Genomic DNA, 17500 nt, shown 5'->3' with positions numbered 1-17500 from the left:
TCCCTGCCGTGCTCGCGTCTTCGGTCGGTCGTCAGCTGCAGCCGCTGGTGGAGCCGCAGCCCTCGCAGACGTAGCAGCTACCGGCGGGCCGCATCTTCGTGCCGCAGGTGAAGCAGAGCGGCGCGTCCGCGGCCTTGCCGATCACGGCCTCCAGCAGTTCGGTGCTGGAACCCACAGACGGCGCGGGCTTCACGGCCACGGCGTCGGCCATCTCCTGCGCCGGCTGCGCGATCGGGCCGGTCTTCGGCTCGGGCGCCTCGACCGGGGCGGAGGCGGCCATCGCGGTGAGGTCCGCACCGCTCGCCTCCGCCTCCGCCTCGGCCGCGAGCTGGGCGGCCCGCTCCTTGGCGGTGAAGATGCCCAGCTCGGCGCGGCGGTCGTACGGCAGGAAGTCCAGCGCCAAGCGACGGAAGATGTAGTCCATCACCGAGGCGGCCATGCGCACGTCCGGGTCGTCGGTCATGCCGGCCGGCTCGAAGCGCATGTTGGTGAACTTGCTGACGTACGTCTCCAGCGGGACGCCGTACTGGAGACCGATGGAGATGGCCACCGAGAAGGCGTCCATCACGCCGGCCAGGGTCGAGCCCTGCTTCGACATCTTGAGGAAGACCTCGCCGAGGCCGTCGTCCGGGTAGGACGAGGCGGTGAGGTAGCCCTCCGCGCCGCCGACCGAGAACGAGATGGTCTCCGACGGGCGCTTCTTCGGCAGCCGCTTGCGCACCGGGCGGTACTCGACGACCTTCTCCACGACCTTCTCCGGCGTGGCGGCCGGGGCCTGGGCCTCGACGGTGCCCTTGTTCGGCTTGGCGGCCGACAGCGGCTGGCCGACCTTGCAGTTGTCCCGGTAGATCGCCAGCGCCTTGAGGCCGAGCTTCCAGCCCTCGAAGTAGATCTTCTCGACGTCCTCGACGGTGGCCTGCTCCGGCATGTTCACCGTCTTGGAGATGGCGCCGGAGATGAACGGCTGGACGGCCGCCATCATCCGCACGTGACCCATCGGCGCGATCGAGCGCTCGCCCATGGCGCAGTCGAAGACCGGGTAGTGCTCCGGCTTGAGGCCCGGGGCGTCCACCACGTGACCGTGGTCGGCGATGTGCTCGACGATGGCCTCGACCTGCTCCTCGGGGTAGCCGAGGCTGCGCAGGGCGCGCGGCACGGTCTGGTTGACGATCTGCATCGAGCCGCCGCCGACCAGCTTCTTGAACTTCACCAGTGCCAGGTCCGGCTCGACACCCGTGGTGTCGCAGTCCATCATCAGGCCGATGGTGCCGGTCGGGGCGAGCACGCTGGCCTGCGAGTTGCGCCAGCCGAACTTGTCACCGAGCTTGTTGCCGAGCGTCCACTGCTTGGTGGCCTCGCGCTGCACGGCGGTGGCCACGGTGCCGGTCGCCTTGATCGCGTCGTTTGCGGCGGCGTGCTTGCGCATGACCCGCTTGTGCGGCTCGGCGTTGCGGGCGTAGCCGTCGTACGGGCCGACGATGCCGGCCAGCTCGGCGGAACGGCGGTAGGCGGTGCCGGTCATCAGCGACGTGATCGCGGCGGACACCTCCCGGCCCTGCTCCGAGTCGTACGGCAGGCCGGAGGCCATCAGCAGCGCGCCCAGGTTGGCGTACCCGATACCGAGCTGCCGGTAGGCGCGGGTGGTCTCACCGATCTTCTCGGTCGGGAAGTCGGCGAAGCAGATCGAGATGTCCATCGCGGTGATGACGAACTCGACCGACTTGACGAACTTCTCCACCTCGAAGCCGCCGTCGGCGCGGAGGAACTTCATCAGGTTCAGCGAGGCCAGGTTGCACGAGGAGTTGTCCAGGTGCAGGTACTCCGAGCACGGGTTCGAGGCGGTGATCCGCCCGGTCTCCGGGCAGGTGTGCCAGTCGTTGATGGTGTCGTCGTACTGCAGGCCCGGGTCGGCGCACTCCCACGCGGCCTGGGAGATGGTGCGGAACAGCTTCTTCGCGTCGATCGTCTCGATGGTCTGCCCGTCGAGCCGGCCGCGCAGGTCGAAGCCGCCGCCGTTCTCCACCGCGGTCATGAACTCGTCGGAGACGCGGACCGAGTTGTTGGCGTTCTGGTACTGCACGCTGACGATGTCGGCGCCGCCCAGGTCCATGTCGAACCCGGCGTCGCGCAGCGCGCGGATCTTGTCCTCCTCGCGCGCCTTGGTCGCCACGAACTCCTCGATGTCCGGGTGGTCCACGTCGAGGATGACCATCTTCGCGGCGCGCCGGGTGGCGCCGCCGGACTTGATGGTGCCGGCGGAGGCGTCCGCGCCGCGCATGAAGCTGACCGGGCCGGAGGCGGTGCCGCCGGAGGAGAGCAGCTCCTTCGAGGAACGGATCCGGGAGAGGTTGACCCCGGCGCCGGAGCCGCCCTGGAAGATCCGCCCCTCCTCCTTGTACCAGTCGAGGATCGAGTCCATCGAGTCGTCGACGGAGAGGATGAAGCAGGCGCTGACCTGCTGCGGCGACGGCGTGCCGACGTTGAACCACACCGGCGAGTTGAAGCTGAACACCTGGTGCAGCAGCATCCAGGTCAGCTCGTGCGCGAACACCTCGGCGTCGGCCGGGGTGGCGAAGTAGCCGTACTCCTCACCGGCGGTGCGGTAGGTCTCGACCACCCGGTCGATCAGCTGCCGCAGCGACCACTCCCGCTCCGGGGTCCCCACCGCGCCCCGGAAGTACTTGGTGGTCACGATGTTCGCCGCGTTCACCGACCAGGACTCGGGGAACTCCACCCCGCGCTGCTCGAAGTTGATCGAGCCGTCCCGCCAGTTCGTCATGACGACGTCGCGGCGCTCCCAGGCGACCTCGTCGTAGGGATGCACCCCCTCGGTCGTCCAGACGCGCTCGATCTTCAGCCCCGCCCCGGCCTTGTTCCGTGACTTGCTGGTCGTCACGCCCTCGCCCCCCTCGTCGGCAACGGTCACCCACCGCGCCTCGTGTACCTGTCAGAAACCCGAAAATGTCAGCTGATCGCGCCGGCGGCGTCCGCCGCACCGGCACCGGCGCCCTCCCGGGCACGCGCGGCGGCCCGCAGCGTCTCGATCTCGCGCTCGAAGTCGGCGAGCGAGTCGAAGGACCGGTAGACGCTGGCGAACCGCATGTAGGCCACCTCGTCGAGATCACGCAACGGGCCGAGGATGGCCAGGCCCACCTCGTGGCTGGGGATCTCGGCCGCCCCCTTGGCCCGTACGGTCTCCTCGACCTTCTGTGCCAGCAGCGCGATCGAGTCGTCGTCGACCGGGCGCCCCTGGCACGCCTTGCGCACCCCACCGATGATCTTCGTGCGGCTGAACGGCTCGGTCACCCCGCTGCGCTTGACCACCGCGAGCACCGCCTCCTCGACGGTGGTGAACCGCTTGCCGCACTCCGGGCACGACCGTCGCCGCCGGATGAGCTGGCCGTCGTCGGCCTCCCGCGAGTCGACCACCCGGGAGTCGGCGTGCCGGCAGTACGGACACCGCATTCGCCCGACCTCCTCCGTCGATCGCGGGCACACCTACCGGCTCCCGGGCACGCGTCGGCACGGCGGGGCCATCGTCGATGACCGCCGCCGAGTGCGCGGTGCGGGAGTGCGTTCGGTAGTTGAGCCCAACCTGTAGGCAACTTACGCCCGTGTGACTACTACATCTAGGGGTCGACCGTATGCCGAACCCCAAGCGAGGTCAAGTTGACGGGCGTGTCCGGCGAGTCGTCAGGATCACGCCCGGCGCGACGCCGCCGAGGAGCCCAACGGACGGCCTCCCGTGCTAGTCACGGGCGGCCGGGATAGAACATCCGTTCGAGCGGCGTACCCTTCTATCAGAACACCAGTTCGGAAATCCAGGAATTCGGCGCGACACGCCGACAGCAGGTCGTACAGATGTTTGAAAATGGCCGATCTCACCTATACGGTCAGACCACACGCACCACGAGCCGACGAGGCACCCCAGCGCCGACCAGGGAGGGACGGACGTGACCGAGGACCGGGCCAGCCGGCAGAAGAACCCGCAGCCGAACGACGGGGCGGGTCCTCCGGCGACCCGTCGCCCCCGCACCGCCCGCAGCCGCACCGCCCCCGCGGCGGTGCGTCCGGTCACCCCGGTGGTGAGCAGCTTCCCCGACCCGGCGACCGTCGACCTGACCGCCCGGCAGCGGCGGATCCTGGAGTTCATCCGCAACTGGGTCGAGCGCCACGGCTACCCGCCGAGCGTGCGCGAGATCGGCGAGGCGGTCGGGCTGGTGTCCCCGTCCAGCGTCGCCTACCAGCTCAAGGAGCTGGAGAAGAAGGGCTTCCTGCGCCGTGACCCGAACCGTCCGCGCGCCGTCGACGTCCGCGCGCCGGGCGAGGCGGACGACGAGGCGGCCCGCGCGCAGCGGCCCGCCCCGGCGTACGTGCCGATGCTGGGCCGCATCGCCGCCGGTGGGCCGATCCTGGCCGAGCAGGCGGTGGAGGACATCTTCCCCCTCCCCCGCGAGCTGGTCGGCGAGGGCGAGGTCTTCATGCTCCAGGTCAAGGGCGACTCGATGCTCGACGCGGCGATCTGCGACGGCGACTGGGTGGTCGTCCGGCAGCAGCCGAACGCCGAGGTCGGCGACATCGTGGCCGCCATGCTCGACGGTGAGGCGACGGTGAAGACCTACCGGCGGCGCGACGGGCACGTCTGGCTGATGCCGCAGAACCCGGCCTTCGATCCGATCCCCGGCGACGACGCCACCATCATGGGCCGCGTGGTGGCGGTCCTGCGCCGCATCTGACGACGGCAACGAGAAGGGGTGACCGGTCGCCGGTCACCCCTTCGTCGTGTCGTCTCAGTAGCGGTCGCCGCGGTACTCCCGGCCGCCGCCGGACACCGGGCCGTACCGGCCCTGATCGTCGTAACCGTCGCGGCGCCCGCCACGCGGCTCCTGACCGCGGCGCGGCGGCTCGGCCCGGCCGCCCTCCGCCCGCGGCCCGCCGCCGTTCGGCTGCCCGCGATATCCGGCCCCGCCCGGTCCGCCGCCGTAGCCGCCACCCGGGCCACCACGGCCCGGACTGCCCTGGCCGCCGCCACCCGGGCCGCCCCGACCGGGACCGCCCTGACCCGCGCCCGGTCCCCCCTGGCCGCCGCCGTAGACGCCGCCACCGCGCCCTCCGCCGCCGGCCGGGGCACCGCCCCCGCCGTAGACGCCGCCGCCCTGCGGACGGCCCGCGCCCGGAGGACGGCCACCACCCTGGCCGCGACCGCCGTCCTGGGGGCCGCCGCCGTACACGCCGCCGCCCGGCCGGCCACCGCCGTAGACACCGCCGGACGCCGGGCGGTCACCGTTCGGCGCGCCACCGTAGACGCCGCCCTGACCGCCGCCGCCGTAGACCCCGCCGCGCGGGGCCTCCGGCCGTTCCGCGGACGGGAAGCCGTTGTTCACCGGGAACTCACCGCTGTGCTCGGGCTCGTCGGCCGGCGCCCGGGGCGCCGGTTTGCGCCGCGCCCGCAGGATGCCGAACACGCCCGCGCCGACCAGGAGCGCGCCGAGCACCCCGACCGCCGCGATCAGGTACGTGATCTCGTCGAGCGAGAGCCCTTCGAGCCAGGACTTCTCGGCGGCCGCCTTGGTCTCGGCCTTGCCGCCGTTCGGCAGCGCCTCCGCGCCGGTGGTCGACGGGGTGTAGCTGAGGATGTCGATCGGATCCGACTCGTCGAGCGTGCCGCCGTCGGAGACGGTGACGAACAACTTGCCGTCCGGCGTGTAGGAGATCGCCTCGCCGAACGGGTCGGCGAGCGGGGTGACCCGGGGCTTGCCGGTGGTGATCGCCTTGACGATGTCGCCGCCGGCCACGTCGAACTCGAACGCGTCGGCGTACGTGCGCAGTACGACCTTGCTGCCGTCGGGCGAGCGGGCGGCGCCGGTGACCAGCAAACGCCCTGGCCGACCGTACCTGTTCTCGGTACTGGTCGGGGGGAGCGTGACCTCGCCGACCTTCTTCATCGGGATCGGCTCGGTGTCACCGCTCGCCTTCAGCTTCACCGTCGGGGTGAAGATCTCCGACTTGCCGGAGAGATCCTTGGTGATCACCAGCGGCATGTTGTCGTCGCCGACGAGCAGGGCCTCCGCGTCGTGCGGCTCCTTGCCCGGGTAGCTGAGCCGGTGCAGCACCGGCTGCTTCGAGCCGCTCAGCGGCATCGTCCAGACCGCCACCCGCTCCCGGCGCGTCTTCTTCTCCACGTTGTCGCCGGTGTCGGCGATCCAGAGGGTCTTGCGGTCCGGGCTGAGCGCGAGGTCCTCGGTGTCGAGCGGCCCGTCACCGGAGTAACGGACCTCCTTGTCGACCTTGCACTTGGTGTCCAGGTAGAAGACCCGCTTGCGGCTGGGGTCGTCCGAGCCGTCGTTGATCACGACGTACCCGTTGCTGGTGGCCACCAGCCCGGACAGCTCGCGGAGGCGGCTGTCCTCGACGGTGCACTTCTTCTTGGGAGCCGCGGCCAGCACGGGGGCCGCGGCGGGAGCCGCCGGGGCCGGCCCGGCCGGCGCCACGACCGCGCCGACCAGGCCGAGCGCGAGCGTGACCGAGGAGACAACGTGCCGCATGACGCTCAGTGTCGCACGGCGCGGGTTTCCGGCGGGTGACGCCGGACGGCTCACCGCCCGGCGCCCACCCGCTCGTCGCTGGTCAGCCGGTCACCCGCCCGGTACGGCGCGAGCTCCGCGGCCAGACCCTCGCTGACCCGCACGTGCACCAGCGTGCCCTCGGGCAGGTGCGCGGTGCTGAGCACCTCACCCTGCCGGTGCACCCGGGAGACCAGGTCACCCCGGTCGTACGGGAGCACCGCGCGCACCTCGACGGCAGGCCGGGGCAGCCGGTGCTCGACGGCCTCGCGCAGTTCGTCGATCCCGCGCCCGCTGTGGGCGGAGACGAAGACCGCTTCCGGCCAGAGCCGCTTGAGGCGCAGCATCGTCTCCTCGTCGGTGGCGTCGGTCTTGTTCACCACCAGGAGTTCCGGCAGCCGGTCGGCGCCCACCTCGGCGAGCACCTCGCGTACCGCCCGGACCTGCTCCTCCGGGTCCGGGTGGGTGCCGTCGACCACGTGCACGACCAGGTCGGCGTCAGCGACCTCCTCCAGCGTCGAGCGGAACGCCTCGACGATCTGGTGCGGCAGGTGCCGGACGAACCCGACGGTGTCGGACAGCGTGTAGAGCCGGCCGTCGGACGTGGTGGCCCGGCGGGTGGTCGGGTCCAGCGTGGCGAACAGCGCGTTCTCCACCAGCACGCCCGCACCGGTCAGGCGGTTGAGCAGGCTGGACTTGCCGGCGTTGGTGTAGCCGGCGATGGCCACCGCGGGCACCGCGTTACGGGTACGCCGGGCGCGCTTGGTCTGGCGTACCGTCGCCATGCTCTTGATCTCGCGGCGCAGCCGCGCGATGCGGTGGCGGATGCGCCGCCGGTCGGTCTCCAGCTTGGTCTCACCGGGACCACGCAGACCCACGCCGCCGCCGGCGCCACCGCCGCGGCCGCTACCACCGGTCTGCCGGGACAGCGTCTCGCCCCAGCCGCGCAGGCGCGGCAGCAGGTATTCGAGCTGGGCCAGCTCGACCTGCGCCTTGCCCTCCTTGCTCTTGGCGTGCTGGGCGAAGATGTCGAGGATCAAGGCGGTCCGGTCGACCACCTTGACCTTGGTGCGCTGCTCCAGGTTGCGCAGCTGCGACGGCGACAGCTCACCGTCGCAGATGATCGTGTCGGCGCCGGTGGACAGCGCCACCGCGCCCAGGTCGTCGACCTTGCCGCGGCCGATGTACGTGGCCGGGTCGGGCCGCTGGCGACGCTGGATCAGCCCTTCGAGCACCTGCGAGCCGGCCGTCTCGGCCAGCGCCGCCAGCTCGGTGAGGCTGTTGTCGGCGTCGGTCTGGGTGCCCTCGGTCCAGACCCCCACCAGGACGACCCGCTCCAGCCGGAGCTGGCGGTACTCGACCTCGGTGATGTCTGTGAGTTCGGTGGAGAGGCCGGGGACCCGCCGCAGCGCCTGCCGCTCCGACAGCTCGTACTCGCCGGTGGTGGCGTCGAACTCGTCGTCGGTGTGGGGATGGAAGGTCTCCTGCTCGCGCAAATGCGTCTCCTGTCCGTTTTGGGCAACGCCGAGAATTTTCGGCGCGTGACAGCAATCCTGACATGTGACAACGCCGGACGCACCTGTGTTATGCCCGTGACGCTACCGACGGGTAGCGGGGGCGGATGCCAGGCGACCTGGGCGGGCGAGTACAAATGCCAGTCGAGCCGCTCAGCGCCGACGGAGGAGTTTCTCGTGGCCAACACCCGACTGCCGAGTGCCGGATTCTCCATCACCATCCGGATCGCGGTACCCGCCGACGCCTCCTCCATCGGCCGCCTCACCACCGCCGCCGGCGAGGCCGGGGCCATCGTCACCGCGCTGGACGTGGTCGACTCCGACCCCGCGCACGTGATCGTCGACCTCACCTGCGACACCGCCGACGCCGGCCACGCCGACCAGGTCGTCGACGCGCTCACCGCGCTCGACGGGGTGGACGTCCGCAAGGTCTCCGACCGCACGTTCCTGCTGCACCTCGGCGGCAAGATCGAGGTCACGCCGAAGGTCGCGCTGCGCACCCGTGACGAGCTGTCCCGCGCGTACACCCCGGGTGTGGCCCGGGTCTGCATGGCGATCGCGGAGAACCCGGCCGACGCCCGCCGGCTCACCATCAAGCGCAACACCGTCGCCGTGGTCAGCGACGGCACCGCGGTGCTCGGCCTGGGCAACCTCGGGCCGGCCGCGTCGCTGCCGGTGATGGAGGGCAAGGCCGCCCTGTTCAAGCGCTTCGGCGGGGTGGACGCCTGGCCGGTGGTGCTGGACACCCAGGACACCGACGAGATCGTGGCGATCGTCAAGGCGATCGCGCCCGCGTACGGGGGCATCAACCTGGAGGACATCGCTGCGCCGCGCTGCTTCGAGATCGAGGCCCGGCTGCGCGAGGCGCTGGACATCCCGGTCTTCCACGACGACCAGCACGGCACCGCGATCTGCGTGCTGGCCGCGCTCACCAACGCGCTGCGCGTCGTGGGCAAGCAGCTCGCGGACGTCCGGGTCGTGGTCTCCGGCGCCGGCGCGGCCGGCACCGCGATCATGAAGCTGCTGCTGCGCCAGGGCGTGGGCGACATCATCGCGTACGACCGCCAGGGCGCCCTGCACCGCGGACTGCCGGATCTCAACCCGGCCTGGCAGTGGCTGGCCGAGAACACCAACAAGGAGAACTACTCCGGTGACCTGGCCGGGGCGGTACGCGGCGCCGACGTGTTCATCGGCGTGAGCGCGCCGAACCTGCTCACCGGCGAGGACGTCGCCCAGATGGCGAAGGACTCGATCGTCTTCGCCCTCGCCAACCCCGACCCGGAGGTGGACCCGCGGGAGGCGCGCAAGTACGCCGCTGTGGTCGCCACCGGCCGCTCGGACCAGCCGAACCAGATCAACAACGTGCTCGCCTTCCCCGGCGTGTTCCGCGGCATGCTCGACGCGCACGCCGAGGAGTTCACCGAGGAGATGGCGCTCGCCGCCGCGCGGGCCATCGCGGACGTGGTCGGCGAGGACAAGATCAACCCGACGGTGATCGTGCCGAGCGTCTTCGACTCCCGGGTCGCCCCGGCGGTGGCCGCCGCGGTACGGGCCGCCGCCCAGAACCCGGCCGCGACGCCGGCTCCGGCGGCCGACCCGGGCCCGGCCGACCTGCCCGAGATCGCCGCCAACGCCAGCGCCACCCCCTGACCGGGCACGCCCCTGCCTCTCGCGGCGCCTCCGCACAGGCGAGCGACCTCTCGCGGGGCACCTCCTCACGGGGCACCTCCTCGCCGCGCGGCACCTCACAGGGCGGCACCTCGCAGGGCAGCACCTCGCAGGGCGGAACCTCGCAGGGCAGCACCTCGCAGGGCGGCACCTCGTAGGGCAGCACCTCCTCGTAAGGCGGCATCTCCTCGCAGAGAAGCACCTTCCCGCGGGGCAGCGTTCTCACGGGGCAGCGCCTCAGCCGAGGCGGACAATTCAGACAGAACGCCCCATCGTCACACGTTGATCGACTCCGCTTCCCCGAAGTAGCGGCATCAGCACCCTTGATCAACACCACTTCGGCGAGATGGTGGCATCGGAGGCCCCGCGACAGCACCACTTCGCCGAACTGGTGTTGATCATGCCGGGCAGCCGGACCGCCGTCACCACTCAGCACCGTGTCGACCAAGGAGTTCGCGTCACCGGAGCACCGGGATTCCGCCACAAACTCCTTGATCGACTGGCAGAAGCAACGCGGGCGGGGCTACGGGTGAAGGGTGGAGGGGGTCAGGGTGCCTGTCGCCACCAGGACGGCGGGGCCGGAGAGCCAGCACGAGTCGGCTGTCACGGTGACCGTCAGACGCCCGCCGGGGACGTCCACTGTCACCGTGCCGGTGTCCAGGCCGGCGTCGCGCAACGCCACCGCCGCCACCGCGCACGCGCCGGTGCCGCAGGACAGCGTCTCGGCCGAGCCGCGCTCGTAGACCCGCATCAGCACGTGCCCGTCGGTGCCGTCGACCGGCTCACCCGGCGTGGTGAACTCGACGTTCACCCCGGACGGGAAAGCCGAGGCGTCCACCTCGGGCGCGCGGGTCAGGTCGAGCGCCGTCAGCTCCAGCGCGGCGGGCAGCGCGCACACCAGGTGCGGGTTGCCGACGTCCACGGCGACGCCGGGCAACGTCAGCCCGCCGAGCGTGGCCGTCGCCGTGTCGTACAACCGGGGACGGCGCATCTCGACCGCCACGTCGGCACCCTCGACCCGGGCCCGCACCAGGCCGGCGCGGGTCGCGATCGGCAGCGTCCCGCCCGACGGGGCTGCGAGCGAACGGTCCAGCAGGTAGCGGACGAACACGCGGGCCCCGTTGCCGCACATCTCGGCGAACGAGCCGTCGGAGTTCCAGTAGTCCATGAACCACTCGGCCTCGCCCGCGAGCGCGACGCCCTCCGGGTGCTTGGCGGCGCGTACGACACGCAGCACGCCGTCGCCGCCCAGCCCGCGCCGCCTGTCGCAGAGCGCCGCGACCAGGCCGGGTGTCAGGTCGAGGGTGCCGTCCGGGTCGGGCAGGATGACGAAGTCGTTGCCGGTGCCGTGACCCTTTGTGAACTCCACGCCCCCATCATGGCCGATGCTCGGCGACCACCCGCAGGGCAGTGTCGAGAAACGCGGGCGACGCCGCGTCCAGCCAGTGGACGCGCGGGTCACGCCGGAACCAGGAGCGTTGCCGCCGGACGAACCGGCGGGTGGCGCGGATCGTCTCCTCGTGCGCCTGTGCCTCGGTCAGCTCCCCGGCCAGGAACCGCAGCACCTGCTGGTAGCCGAGCGCCCGGCTCGCCGTCCGCCCCTCGGGCAGCCCTTCACCGACCAGCGCCCGCACCTCGTCGACCAGGCCGTCGGCCCACATCCGGTCCACCCGCAGCGCGATCCGCTCGTCGAGGCGCGCGGTGTCCAGGTCGACGCCGAGCTGCACGGACGGGTAGTACGGCGTCGGCGACGGCAGCGACGCGGTGAACGGCGCGCCGGTCAGCTCGATCACCTCCAGAGCCCGGACGATCCGCCGGCCGTTCGTGGGCAGGATGCTCGCCGCCGCGCCCGGGTCGGCCTCGGTCAGCCGCGCGTGCAGCGGCAGGGGGCCCACCGCCGCGAGTTCCGCCTCCAGCCGCTCCCGCAGCGCCGGGTCGGTGCCGGGGAACTCGAACCGTTCCAGCACCGCCCGCACGTACAGCCCGGAGCCGCCCACCAGCAGCGGCACCCGGCCCCGGGCCAGGATGTCGTCGACGGCCGCGCGGGCCAGCGTCTGGTACTCGGCGACGCTCGCCGGCTCGGTCACCGGCCAGATGTCCAGCAGGTGGTGCGGCACGCCCTCGCGCTCGGCCGGGGTCAGCTTCGCGGTGCCGACGTCCATGCCCCGGTAGAGCTGCATCGAGTCGGCGTTCACCACCTCGCCGCCGAGCGCGTGCGCCAGCGCGATGCTCAGCGCCGACTTCCCGGCCGCGGTCGGCCCGACCACCGCCACGACGGTCATGCCCGCTCCCAGTTCGCCACGAAGTAGGAAACGCCGTAGGGCGCGCCCTGGTAGCTGACGTCGCCGCGCCAGTCGCCGCCCGCCGCCCGGGCCGCGCCGGCCAGCACCTGCCACGGCGCCCGCCCGGCGACCCGCAGCTCCGCCGACAGCACCGGGTCCAGGCCGAGCAGAGCGTCGGCGTCCGCGCCGGCCAGGGCCAGGGCGACCCCCTCGTCGTACGCCTCGGCGCGCGGGTCGTCGTACCCCGGCGCCTTGACGCCGCGGCACGCCGACCCGTCTCCCATCGCCAGCAGCGCCCACGGCTGCGTCCGGGAACCCAGCCGGCCGCCACCGGCGGCACACCGCTCGACCGGCTCGTCGGCGGCCAGGGAGATCATCCGCCAGGTCGTCGGGACCTGCGGCCGCGGCCCGCGATTCAGCAGCCAGGCACCGACGAGGAGGCTCAGCGGCAGTCCGTCGGTGCCGACAGTCCCGGCGGGGTGCCGGCCCAGCCGCACCTCCAGCGGCGCGCCCCAGGGCGCGAAGCTCCCGCGATACGGGAAGGGCAGTTCTGCGGTGCGATCACCACCACCGACCACCACGACGGTGCGCGCTCCGGCGGCGAGCAGCCGGGCGACAGCGGCGTCGGCGGCGGCGCGCAGGTCGTCCAGCTCGGACGCGGCGGCGCCGGCCAGCTCGGGCACGATCAGCGGCGGGTGGGGGCAGACGGCGGCGGCGACCAGTGGCACGCCCCCAAACCTATCGCCGATCCCCCGGTGCGTCCCCGCGCCGATCCGGTCATCGAGGGCGTACAACACCGTATGGTCACGGTCGGCGACAGGCGCTCGACACGGACGGGGGCGGACCTGTGACAATGCCGGGAGAAAGTTTGCTGCGCCGTGGCGGCGAACGAGGGGGCTGTCCCCTCGGCGCCGGGAGAACGAGGATGGGCACATGAGCGACTGGACTGCCTTCGGACGGGTCGACGAGGACGGCACCGTCTACGTCAAGACCGCCGAGGGCGAGCGGGTGGTCGGATCCTGGCAGGCAGGGGCACCGGAGGAAGGGCTCGCCCACTTCGCCCGGCGCTACGCCGACCTGGTGACCGAGGTCGATCTGACCGAGGCCCGGCTCAACTCGGGCGCGGCTGACGCCGGCCACTCCCTGACCACGATCCGCCGGATCCGTGGGTCGCTGGCCGAGGCGCACGTCGTCGGTGACATCGACGCCCTCGCCGCCCGCCTGGACAAGCTGGCCACCGTCGCCGAGGAGAAGGCCGGCGAGGCCAAGGCCGCCCGCGAGGCCGCCCGGGGCGAGGCGCTGGCGCGCAAGACCGCCCTGGTCGAGGAGGCCGAGAAGCTGGCCGCCGAGTCGACCGGCTGGAAGACCGCCGGTGACCGGCTCAAGGAGATCCTCGACGAGTGGAAGACCATCCGCGGCGTCGACAAGAAGACCGACGGTGAGCTGTGGAAGCGGTTCGCCGCCGCGCGGGACGGCTTCACCCGCCGCCGGGGCGCCCACTTCGCCTCCCTCGACCAGCAGCGCAAGCAGGCGCAGACGGTCAAGGAGGAGCTGGTCGCCGAGGCGGAGAAGCTCAAGGACTCCAGCGACTGGGGCGTCACCGCCGGTCAGCTCAAGGATCTGATGGCCCAGTGGAAGGCCGCGCCGCGCGCCGCCAAGGAGGCCGAGCAGAAGCTCTGGGAACGGTTCCGCGCCGCGCAGGACGAGTTCTTCACCCGCCGCAGCGAGGTCTTCTCGGCCCGCGACAACGAGCAGCGCGCCAACCTGGAGCGCAAGCAGGCGCTGCTGGCCGAGGCCGAGGCGCTGGACGTCGACGGCGACCCGAAGGGCGCCCAGGCGAAGCTGCGGGAGATCCAGGCGCAGTGGCACGAGGCCGGCCGGGTGCCGCGCGAGGCCGCCGCCGGGCTGGAGCGCCGGCTGCGGGCCGTGGACGACAAGGTCCGTGAGGTGATGGACTCGGCGTGGCGGCGCACCACCAAGGAGGACAACCCGCTGCTGGCGCAGATGCGCGCTCAGGTCGCCGAGGCCGAGGACCGGCTGGCCCGGGCCCAGGCCGCCGGTGACACCCGCCGGATCAAGGAGGCCGAGCAGGCGCTCGCCTCGAAGCGGCAGTTCCTCCAGCTCGCCGAGCAGGCCGGCTGACGCGAGCACCCCGGCCGGGCAGGCCGGCGGACGGACACATCGGGTGAGCCCCCGGCCGGGTCGGCCGGGGGCTCACCTGCGTCCGAGGGCGGGTTGACGCATCGAGGCGGGCTGATCAGAATGAGCGGCGGAGCCAGGTTCAGGCACCGGCACGAGGGCACCGACGGCTGATCTCGCCGTCGACGGTCGCCGGTGCGACATCTCGCGGGTGGCCGTCCACACGACACGGCCCGGCGCGCGCTGTGCGCGTACTCGATGACGAGCGGGACGTGCCTCCTGGTCCTGCCGCCCGCGGCGCCTGCGCGGCGCGGGCATCCGAAGTGGAGCTTCCATGCACCGACGCACCGCCCTCGGCGGCGCCCTGACGGCGCTCGCCACCGCAGCGGCCGGCGTTCTCGTCGCCGCCGCCGTCTCCACCGCACCGGCCGCCGCGGCGGCCGGTGGCACCGGCACCGGTTACCTGCACACCAGCGGCAGCAAGATCGTCGACAGTACGGGCGCGACGGTCCGGCTGACCGGCATCAACTGGTTCGGGATGGAGACCGACAACAAGACGTTCCACGGCCTGTGGTCGAGCAACCCGTGGCGCTCCCAGCTCGACACCATGGCCCGGCTGGGTTACAACACGCTGCGGATCCCGTACTCGAACGACGCCCTCAAGGCCGGCGCGACCGCCACCGGCATCAACGACTTCGTCAACCCGGACCTGATCGGGCTCTCCCCGCTGCAGATCCTCGACAAGGTCATCGACTACGCGGGCAGCAAGGGGATGCGGGTCATCCTGGACCGGCACCGGCCGACGTCGGCCGGGCAGTCGCCGCTCTGGTACACCTCGACGGTCTCCGAGGCGACCTGGATCAACGACTGGAAGATGCTGGCCCAGCGGTACGCCGGCAACACCACGGTGATCGGCGCGGACCTGCACAACGAGCCGCACGCCGAGGGCACCAACCCGGCCGCCACCGGCGCCTGCTGGGGTTGCGGCGACACCGCCCGGGACTGGCGGCTGGCCGCCGAGCGGGCCGGCAACGCGATCCTCGGCGTGCAGCCGAACTGGCTGATCTTCGTGGAGGGGGTGAGCTGCCCGAGCGGCGGCCTGTCGAACGTCTGGGACAACGACCCCAGCAACGACGAGGACTGCGGCTGGTGGGGCGGCAACCTGTCCAAGGCCGGGCAGTTCCCGGTGCGGCTGAACGTGGCGAACCGGCTGGTCTACTCGCCGCACGAGTACGCCACCTCGGTGTACCGGCAGGCCTGGTTCGACGACCCGACGTACCCGGCGAACATGCCGGCCATCTGGGACAAGTACTGGGGCTACCTCTACAAGCAGAACATCGCGCCGATCATGATGGGCGAGTTCGGCACCACGCTCCAGGATCCCAAGGACAAGATCTGGCTGCAGAATCTGATGGCGTACACCGGCACCGGTGTGAACGGCATGTCGTTCACGTACTGGTCGTGGAACCCGAACTCGGGTGACACCGGCGGCATCGCCAACGACGACTGGACCACGATCAACCAGGCGAAGCAGGACATCCTCACGCCGTACCTGATCCCGCCGACCGGCGGTGGCGGCACCACCAGCCCGTCCCCGACCGGCACGCCGAACACGTCGCCGGCGCCGACCACCCCGCCGCCTCCGGTGACCGGCGGCTGCACCGCCACGTACAAGCAGATCAACTCCTGGTCGGGTGGCTTCCAGGGTGAGCTGACCGTCAAGAACACCGGCACCGCCGCGGTGAACCCGTGGTCGGCCACCTGGACGTGGCCGTCCGGGGTGACGCTGGCCAGCGGCTGGAACGCCACCGTCACGCAGTCCGGCACCACTGTGACTGCGGCCGCGCCGGCCTGGGCGTCGTCGCTGGCGGCGGGCGCGTCGGTCACCGTCGGCTTCACCGCCAACGGCACCGCCGCGACCCCCGCCACGGTCAAGCTCAACGGCACCGCCTGCTGACGAAGGAAGGGCCCCTTATTAACGCCTGCGGTAGAGGAAGGGCCCCTTGTTAACAGCAGTTGCTTGGGTTCTAGGGATCGTTGCAACGCCTGACCTGATCAGGGGTTGCAGTGTTCGAGATCCGTGGGGATCGCCGGCCGCAGGGACCGAAGAAGCTTCGGGCGGAGCGTCAGGCATATTTGGATCTTGTGGCGCGGGGTGTGAGTACGAGTGAAGCGTGCCGGCTGGTCGGGATCAATCGCAGGACTGGTCACCGCTGGCGGTACGGCCGCACGAGTCAGATGAAGGCCGGGCAGCAGGGAGTACCTCCCGCTGCCCGGCCTTTTGCCGTGTCGGACCGGTTTCTGTCCCAGGCCGAGCGGATCGTGATCGCTGATCGGCTGCGGGAGGGTGCCTCGCAGGCGGCGATCGCCGCTGAGCTGCGGCGTTCGCCGGGCACGGTCAGCCGGGAGATCCGCCGCAATCGGCACCCGGGCAGCGGTGACTACCGGCCCTACGCAGCCCAGCAACGCGCCGACAGCAGGCGACCTCGCCCGAAGATCGGCAAAATCGCTGCGTGTCCGGCGCTGCGGGAGCACGTCCAGGCCATGCTGGATCGCAAGCACAGCCCGGAACAGATCAGCCGTCGGCTGCGCCGTGACTTTCCCGAGCGGAACGAGCTGCACGTGTCACACGAGACGATCTACCAGGCGCTCTACGTCCAGGGCCGTGGCGAACTGCGCCGAGAGCTGACCGCCGCGCTGCGCACCGGCCGCGCGGTGCGGCGCACCCGCCGTCAGCCGGGGCGGCGCCAGCCCCGCTTCACTCATCCAATGGTGATGATCAGCGAACGGCCCGCTGAGGCCGACGACCGTGCCGTGCCCGGCCATTGGGAAGGCGACCTGATCATCGGCAAGGACAACGGCTCCGCGATCGGCACACTTGTCGAACGCTCCACCCGCTACATCCTGCTCGTGCACCTGGGCGCCGGCCGCAGCGCCGACCAGGTCCGCGACGGCCTGCTCACCGCCATGGCCACCCTGCCGCAACACCTGAAACGCTCTCTGACCTGGGACCAAGGCATCGAGATGGCGATGCACCACCAGTTCAGCATCACCGCACAGATGCCGGTCTACTTCTGCGACCCGCACTCACCCTGGCAACGCGGCACCAACGAGAACACCAACGGACTGCTGCGCCAGTACTTCCCCAAAAGCACCGACCTGGCCGTCCACAGCCCCGACCACCTCGCCACCGTCGCCGCCGAACTCAACGGCCGCCCACGCAAAACGCTCGGCTGGGACACCCCAGCCGAGCGCCTCGCTAAGCTCCTAGCCGTCACCGACTAGCCAACGTGTTGCAACGACCCCTTGAAACCGCCGTTGTTAACAAGGGGCC

13 protein-coding genes are annotated in these 17500 nt (G+C 71.6%); 5 read left to right on the top strand and 8 right to left on the bottom strand.

Annotation, left to right across the window (positions count from 1 at the left end; genetic code table 11):
- Window positions 1–31 precede the first annotated feature (31 nt).
- Together NMK34_RS09235 and nrdR are read right to left on the bottom strand one after the other, a co-directional pair.
- The gene (locus NMK34_RS09235; protein ID WP_318333030.1) at window positions 32–2926 is read right to left on the bottom strand and encodes a vitamin B12-dependent ribonucleotide reductase; all 2895 of its coding nucleotides are present in this window, start codon (window positions 2924–2926) and stop codon (window positions 32–34) included.
- Window positions 2927–2964: 38 nt separating this feature from the next.
- Window positions 2965–3465: a transcriptional regulator NrdR gene (gene nrdR / locus NMK34_RS09230; RefSeq protein WP_013284751.1), complete on the bottom strand. Its 501-nt coding sequence runs from the start codon at window positions 3463–3465 to the stop codon at window positions 2965–2967.
- Window positions 3466–3953: 488 nt separating this feature from the next.
- On the opposite strand from nrdR, the gene lexA reads away from it, so the two are divergent.
- Entirely contained in the window at window positions 3954–4736 is a 783-nt protein-coding gene (gene lexA / locus NMK34_RS09225; RefSeq protein ID WP_013284750.1) for a transcriptional repressor LexA, read from the top strand.
- Between the two features lie 54 nt (window positions 4737–4790).
- Here lexA and NMK34_RS09220 read toward each other — a convergent pair whose 3' ends face one another.
- Together NMK34_RS09220 and hflX are read right to left on the bottom strand one after the other, a co-directional pair.
- Window positions 4791–6545 (bottom strand): hypothetical protein, encoded by a 1755-nt coding sequence (locus tag NMK34_RS09220; RefSeq protein WP_318333029.1) that lies wholly within the window; start codon window positions 6543–6545, stop codon window positions 4791–4793.
- 50 nt (window positions 6546–6595) lie between these two features.
- On the bottom strand, window positions 6596–8059 hold the full coding sequence (gene hflX, locus NMK34_RS09215) for a GTPase HflX (protein WP_318333028.1): 1464 nt from the start codon (window positions 8057–8059) through the stop codon (window positions 6596–6598).
- Window positions 8060–8254: 195 nt separating this feature from the next.
- Here hflX and NMK34_RS09210 point away from each other — a divergent pair, with 195 nt between their 5' ends.
- Window positions 8255–9727 carry an NAD-dependent malic enzyme gene (locus NMK34_RS09210; RefSeq protein ID WP_262013573.1) on the top strand — a complete coding sequence of 491 codons (1473 nt, stop codon included), beginning with the start codon at window positions 8255–8257 and terminating at the stop codon, window positions 9725–9727.
- Window positions 9728–9822: 95 nt separating this feature from the next.
- On the opposite strand, the gene NMK34_RS30895 is transcribed toward NMK34_RS09210, so the two are convergent.
- The 4 genes from NMK34_RS30895 to NMK34_RS09195 all read right to left on the bottom strand — a co-directional run bounded on the left by NMK34_RS30895 (window position 9823) and on the right by NMK34_RS09195 (window position 12755).
- Window positions 9823–9999, bottom strand: coding sequence for a pentapeptide repeat-containing protein (locus NMK34_RS30895; RefSeq protein ID WP_412098866.1), 177 nt, complete (start codon window positions 9997–9999; stop codon window positions 9823–9825).
- Between the two features lie 269 nt (window positions 10000–10268).
- Window positions 10269–11114 (bottom strand): diaminopimelate epimerase, encoded by an 846-nt coding sequence (dapF, locus tag NMK34_RS09205; protein ID WP_318333027.1) that lies wholly within the window; start codon window positions 11112–11114, stop codon window positions 10269–10271.
- A 7-nt stretch (window positions 11115–11121) separates the two neighbouring features.
- Window positions 11122–12027 carry a tRNA (adenosine(37)-N6)-dimethylallyltransferase MiaA gene (gene miaA, locus NMK34_RS09200; RefSeq protein ID WP_318333026.1) on the bottom strand — a complete coding sequence of 302 codons (906 nt, stop codon included), beginning with the start codon at window positions 12025–12027 and terminating at the stop codon, window positions 11122–11124.
- The gene (locus NMK34_RS09195) at window positions 12024–12755 is read right to left on the bottom strand and encodes a hypothetical protein (RefSeq protein ID WP_318333025.1); all 732 of its coding nucleotides are present in this window, start codon (window positions 12753–12755) and stop codon (window positions 12024–12026) included. Before NMK34_RS09195 ends, miaA begins: the two co-directional genes overlap by 4 nt.
- Before the next feature lie 205 nt (window positions 12756–12960).
- Between NMK34_RS09195 and NMK34_RS09190 the strand changes: the two genes are divergently transcribed.
- From NMK34_RS09190 to NMK34_RS09180, 3 genes are all read left to right on the top strand, one after another.
- Window positions 12961–14169 carry a DUF349 domain-containing protein gene (locus NMK34_RS09190; protein ID WP_318333024.1) on the top strand — a complete coding sequence of 403 codons (1209 nt, stop codon included), beginning with the start codon at window positions 12961–12963 and terminating at the stop codon, window positions 14167–14169.
- A gap of 331 nt (window positions 14170–14500) precedes the next feature.
- Window positions 14501–16123: a cellulase family glycosylhydrolase gene (locus tag NMK34_RS09185; RefSeq protein ID WP_318333023.1), complete on the top strand. Its 1623-nt coding sequence runs from the start codon at window positions 14501–14503 to the stop codon at window positions 16121–16123.
- A gap of 110 nt (window positions 16124–16233) precedes the next feature.
- Window positions 16234–17451 carry an IS30 family transposase gene (locus tag NMK34_RS09180; protein WP_412098865.1) on the top strand — a complete coding sequence of 406 codons (1218 nt, stop codon included), beginning with the start codon at window positions 16234–16236 and terminating at the stop codon, window positions 17449–17451.
- The last annotated feature ends 49 nt before the right edge of the window (window positions 17452–17500 follow it).

Source organism: Micromonospora sp. BRA006-A (assembly GCF_033433935.1).
GTDB classification, from domain to species: domain Bacteria; phylum Actinomycetota; class Actinomycetes; order Mycobacteriales; family Micromonosporaceae; genus Micromonospora; species Micromonospora aurantiaca.
The sequence above is the reverse complement of the archived record's forward strand: the minus strand, read 5'-3'. Positions and strand labels throughout refer to the sequence as shown.

What these genes read in the sequence shown, in the direction of transcription:
- NMK34_RS09220 (WP_318333029.1), bottom strand. Translation starts at nt 6,545, where the DNA reads ATGCGGCACGTTGTCTCCTCGGTCACGCTCGCGCTCGGCCTGGTCGGC.
- miaA (WP_318333026.1), bottom strand. Translation starts at nt 12,027, where the DNA reads ATGACCGTCGTGGCGGTGGTCGGGCCGACCGCGGCCGGGAAGTCGGCG.
- NMK34_RS09185 (WP_318333023.1), top strand. Translation starts at nt 14,501, where the DNA reads ATGCACCGACGCACCGCCCTCGGCGGCGCCCTGACGGCGCTCGCCACC.
- nrdR (WP_013284751.1), bottom strand. Translation starts at nt 3,465, where the DNA reads ATGCGGTGTCCGTACTGCCGGCACGCCGACTCCCGGGTGGTCGACTCG.
- NMK34_RS09190 (WP_318333024.1), top strand. Translation starts at nt 12,961, where the DNA reads ATGAGCGACTGGACTGCCTTCGGACGGGTCGACGAGGACGGCACCGTC.